Genomic DNA, 2,948 nt, shown 5'->3' with positions numbered 1-2,948 from the left:
CGACTTTGTTCGCCCGCACCTCGCGAGCCAACTCACCCACCTGCCCCTCCACGGCGGTGACGCGCGGCTCGAGGTTCTCCGGCTGCATGCTGGCAGCGTACGCCGGCGCGGCGGTTTGGGAAGTCGCTCCATCCACAGCCACCGCGGACACCGCAAACGACTGCCGGCCTTGAGATAATCGTCGTCGTGGCCACCACCCGCATGAATCGCGAGCAGTTCTTCCGGGCCATGTCCGGGCACGACGACGAACAGTTGCGCAAGGCGCTGTGGAATCTGTACTGGCGTGGCACGGCGAAGATGCGGGAACGCGTCGAGGCCGAGCTGGCCGGCGACGCCCGTCCGGTCCGGCAGCGTAAGCCGCCACCCGATCCGCAGGAGGTGCATGCGGAGGTCGCCAACTTCGTGGAGCTGGCCCGCGCCGGTGCCTACTTCGCCGGCGATCGGCGGGTGTCGCCTCGGGAGCGGACCCGCTGGCGGTTCACCTTCAAGCGGCTCGCGACGGAAGCTCAGGACGCGCTGCGCGACGACGAACCGGAGCCGGCAGCCGCCGCGCTGGCGCAGCTGATCGACCTGGCCTGTGCCGCCCGCGACACCTACTACTTTCGTTCCGAAGACCCGGTGGCCGCGGCGGGGTTCGTCGTCTCCGATGCTGCTGCGGCACTGTGGAGTTCACTGTGGCAGCAGTACGGCTTCCAGAGGTTCGCCGAAACCGCTGCGCCGCAGTTGATCCGCTGGGAGTCCGAGTACGGTTGGACTCGCTACGGCGACGGGCCGGTCGCCGCGAAGGAGACGACGCTGGCCACGGTGCTCGCCGGCATGCTGAAGGTTCCGGACGCCTGGGAAGGATTCGCCGAGCAGTACCGCAAAGCACTCGGCAACCGCCCCGGCGGCGGGAACCAGCGGGCGTTGGCGGGGTGGGACCGGCTGCTGCGCGAACGACTCGGTGAGTAGCCGTCGCCGGGTGGTGGCGTAGGACAGCATCGGTCAGGCCGTGGCGGTCCCGCCCTGGGCGTCGATCACGTTCTGAATGAGTTCGACGATCCGCTGTTGCCCGGCTGCGGTGATATCGAACCTGGCGCGCATCTCCATGAGTCGCGGTCCGCCCCGCCGGCGAGCACCCGTGCCGCGGCCGCGTCGTGCTCCACCGGCTCATTCCGCCCCATCGACGAACACCGCCATCGACGCGGTGAACCCGTGCAACGCATTACGTCCGGCGACCGGGCCGATCTCCCCGGCAGCGAAAAACCCGGCCAGCGGGATCCCGCCCAAAAGTTCGGCAATCGTCGACGCGTCGTGGTCGGCGGCACCGAACATCCGCCGCCCCCGCCCGTTGCAGGTGAACAACAACGCGCCCACCGCACGCCCGGGCAGCCTTGCCTCCGCGCGTTGCACGGCCCGGCGCAGATCCGCATCGGCGCCGTCGGCGTCGCGGACCTGGAACTGAACGGTGGTGCCCACCTCGACGACGTCTCCGATCTCCATCGCCCCGGTCGCGGTGTCGGCGCCGAGCAGCCCCCGGATCAAGAAGTCGCCCTGGCCCGGGGACGCCAGGTGCTCGTCGACGTCGATCCCGATCGACAGGCCGGCGGAAACCAGTTCCTGCTCGCCGGGCTGTAGGCCCGCGACGATCTCGCGCAGCCGCTGCAGCGGCGACCGACCGCCCAGCTCGGTGATCACCCTGCCGTCGGCGCCGGTGACGATATACGGGTTGCCGATCGGCCGGCAGCCCTGCGACACGATCGGCACCGCGTGCACGCCGGGCAGTCGCACGCCGACCAGCCCGCAGGTGAGCACGTCGTGGTCGCGGAACAGCCGGGTCTCACCCGGCCCCCGCCCGCCGCTGACCACGCCGCCCACCACGGTCGTTCCCGACAGGTCGGTGTTGAGGTGCTCGACGAGCAGGCTCGCCGGGAAACTGTACGGGTCGGGCAGCAGCAGGTGCAGATCGCGGGCGGTCGCATCGAAGCGGTAACCGGTGAGCAGCCCACCCGAACCGGTGCGCACGAAGTCCATCTGGAACGTCTCGGCGGCCAGCCCGGATGCCAGCCACACCGCCACCGCCGGCCCGTCCTCGATCTCGCAGCGGCCGGCGACGATGCCCTGGGCCACACACCCGATCAGCGCCGGCGGCTCGATGCTTTCCTGCACGATCTTGAGGACGTCGGCAGCGCTGTCGGCATGCGATCGCGATGCCAGCAGCACAGCCAGCGACGGCGCCTCGCCCGCGAGCTCGTCGCGCGCCTGCGCTGCTGCTTCCGCCGCGGCCTGCCGCGCGTCGGGCGCGGTGGACACCCCGACTCCGATCCGCATGCTTCCATGATGCGCCGACGTGCCGCCCAGAGCGCGATGATCCAAGCGCTTGGCGCGTTCTGTGCAGCACCGTCGTCCGGTGCGCCGGCCTGCCCGCCGCCGCCGTCGTCCGGTGCGCCGGCCTGCCCGCCGCCGTCGTCGCCGCCGGGAACGATAGAGGCAAGTACCCGACTACGCGCGACAACGGAGCTTGTCGCTGCAAGGCGGGCAACTGTCCCTATCCATCGGTGCGGTGACGGATGAGGCTGGTGGTGTTCGCCAGACACACCGCCACGGCGTCCTCGATCTCGCCGCCGACGACGATCGCCTGGGCGACCCGGCCGGTCGTCAACGCCGACGCGTTCCTGGGAGTTCGCCTTCGTACTAGGATAGTGTTCGCCCAGGCGCTGTCGGCGTCGACGATTATCCTGGCGCATCAGCAGCCTTCCGGCTGACTGCGCGAGGGAGAGACTGCCGTGACAGATCGTCTGCTCACGCCGTCGAGGATCACGGCGTGGCTGGACTGCGCGCACTTCCTCACGCTGCGAAACCAGGTGGAGGCGGGGCTGCTGACCGAGCCCGCTGCGGCGTTCGGGTCGTTCGCCAGGTTGCTGCGCCAGAAAGGCGAGCAGCACGAGGCCGAGTGCCTGGCCGAGTAC

3 protein-coding genes and 1 pseudogene are annotated in these 2,948 nt (G+C 70.3%); 3 read left to right on the top strand and 1 reads right to left on the bottom strand.

Features of this window, described 5'->3' with window-relative positions:
* Nucleotides 1-174 precede the first annotated feature (174 nt).
* Nucleotides 175-660 (top strand): annotated as a pseudogene (locus tag AC2VON_RS06230) (hypothetical protein); the annotation flags it as partial.
* Nucleotides 661-1,149: 489 nt separating this feature from the next.
* On the opposite strand, the gene AC2VON_RS06225 reads toward AC2VON_RS06230, so the two are convergent.
* On the bottom strand, nucleotides 1,150-2,310 hold the full coding sequence (locus AC2VON_RS06225) for an FIST signal transduction protein (RefSeq protein WP_486952159.1): 1,161 nt from the start codon (nucleotides 2,308-2,310) through the stop codon (nucleotides 1,150-1,152).
* Nucleotides 2,311-2,558: 248 nt separating this feature from the next.
* On the opposite strand from AC2VON_RS06225, the gene AC2VON_RS06220 reads away from it, so the two are divergent.
* Both AC2VON_RS06220 and AC2VON_RS06215 read left to right on the top strand, forming a co-directional pair.
* Nucleotides 2,559-2,744, top strand: a complete 186-nt coding sequence (locus AC2VON_RS06220) for a hypothetical protein (protein ID WP_486952158.1) — start codon at nucleotides 2,559-2,561, stop codon at nucleotides 2,742-2,744.
* Between the two features lie 21 nt (nucleotides 2,745-2,765).
* On the top strand, nucleotides 2,766-2,948 hold a 183-nt coding region (locus AC2VON_RS06215), incomplete at its 3' end, for a hypothetical protein (RefSeq protein ID WP_486952157.1).

The organism is Mycobacterium sp. TH-M82 (genome assembly GCF_057473605.1).
Note: the sequence above shows the minus strand (reverse complement) of the source record. Positions and strands in the feature narration are given on the sequence as shown.

Coding starts and splice junctions, on each gene's coding strand:
- AC2VON_RS06225 (WP_486952159.1), bottom strand. CDS start 2,310: ATGCGGATCGGAGTCGGGGTGTCCACCGCGCCCGACGCGCGGCAGGCC.